The sequence below is a fragment of the Chitinophaga sp. genome (genome assembly GCF_035564935.1).
In the GTDB taxonomy this organism is placed as follows: domain Bacteria; phylum Bacteroidota; class Bacteroidia; order Chitinophagales; family Chitinophagaceae; genus Chitinophaga.
In genome coordinates, this window is sequence record NZ_DATMTE010000610.1 from 1 (window position 1) to 1,547 (window position 1,547).

Genomic DNA, 1,547 nt, shown 5'->3' on the forward strand with positions numbered 1-1,547 from the left:
ATCCAAAGCTGGCGTGGCTTTATCGAAGGATGAGGTCTCAGGAAAAAAACGGCTGCAGGTAAAACATCAGTTCATTGATGGTGTATTTATATTCTCAGCCCATTTATGACAATTGGTTTTATTTATCCACCGCTAAAGTAAATAACTGGTTCTATATATTAAGATTTTTTTTGCAAACGGCGGTTTTTTGCTGGTAAACGCAAATTTTTATCGGGTGAAATACACCGTTGCCTGCTATTGAACTGCCATACTACGCTGCGCCCTTTCCCAAACGGCGGATTGCCGCTTCCTGAAAAAGCGTATGCAACCGATGTAAACGGCTACGTTCATAAATACAAAATAGAAAGGGATATAGAAATATTTGGCTTTGATCTGCTTTCTGGCCAGCAGGTAACCTGTAAGCGCCGCGGCATAAAAAAGTAACTGTAATACGCCGCTGATCATATATATGGTACCAGCGCCCAACAGGATAAGAAGAACATTGGAAACCAGGGCGAGCAAAAGAGACAAAGGCGCCAGTGTCCAGCGTAGTACCCGGTGGGAAACATATTGCCAGGTGATTTTAGGATACCTGAAAGGATTCAGCAAAGGCAGCAGCCTGCCCATCGACTGGAAACCGCCCGCACTGATCCGCACTTTACGTTTATATTCTTCCTGCAACGAGGCCGATGACGTTTCCATAGCATAGGCGGCCGGCTCATACATCACGGTATAACCTTTCATATTTATCCTGAAAGAGATCATGAAATCATCCAGTATGGTGTCTTCCTGCTGATGCTCGTACAGGCTGGTACGGATAGCAATCAGTTCGCCGGCGGCGCCCATTACACTATAAAGTTCAGCATCCCATTTCTTTAACAGGGATTCGTATTTCCAGTACATGCCTTCGCCCTGCGCTTCGGCGCCCCCGGTGGTGGGCATCACCTTCTTTTCGCCGGCCACCACACCTACCTGCCCGTCGGCAAAGCGCTGCATAAGCAGCGATACAGCGGCCGGGTTCAGCAGGGTATTGGCATCAGACAGTACCACAAAGGGAGTGGTTACAAATCCCATCGCGCGGTTTACCGCGGCCATTTTTCCCCTACGCTGCGGGTCATATAATAACGTTATCTGCGGATGCTGCGAAATAATTTCATTGGTGTTATCAGAAGATCCGTCTGTCACAAAAATGAACTGTATTTTCCCGGCAGGATAATCCATGGCCAGGCTGTTTGTTATCTTTTCCCCAATAAAATCTTCTTCATTATAAGCAGCTACGAGAAAAGTTACATCCGGCACAAATGCTGCAGTGTTGCCGGCTGGTTTGCGCTGTAGCAGCCGTTTTACGCGGATAACAAGGTAAAGGAGCATACCATATCCTATATAACTATAGCATACAATAAAAACACTTAGCCAGAAGATCACAGACAAAATTGACATAGCAGACGATACTTTTATGGGGGTTGCTGTATTTTCAATGCAAAAGTATCACAATTTGGATCATACACAATTGTATTTTTATATTGGATGTTTGTTTTATATCGTTTTTTGAGATGTTCGCCACCGTT

General features: G+C 45.2%; 1 protein-coding gene. It reads right to left on the reverse strand.

The window, feature by feature from the left end; all coding sequences use genetic code 11:
• Nucleotides 1-234 precede the first annotated feature (234 nt).
• On the reverse strand, nt 235-1,419 hold the full coding sequence (locus tag VN105_RS15420) for a glycosyltransferase family 2 protein (RefSeq protein ID WP_325642421.1): 1,185 nt from the start codon (nt 1,417-1,419) through the stop codon (nt 235-237).
• Nucleotides 1,420-1,547 lie beyond the last annotated feature (128 nt).

Coding starts and splice junctions, on each gene's coding strand:
- VN105_RS15420 (WP_325642421.1), bottom strand. CDS start 1,419: ATGTCAATTTTGTCTGTGATCTTCTGGCTAAGTGTTTTTATTGTATGC.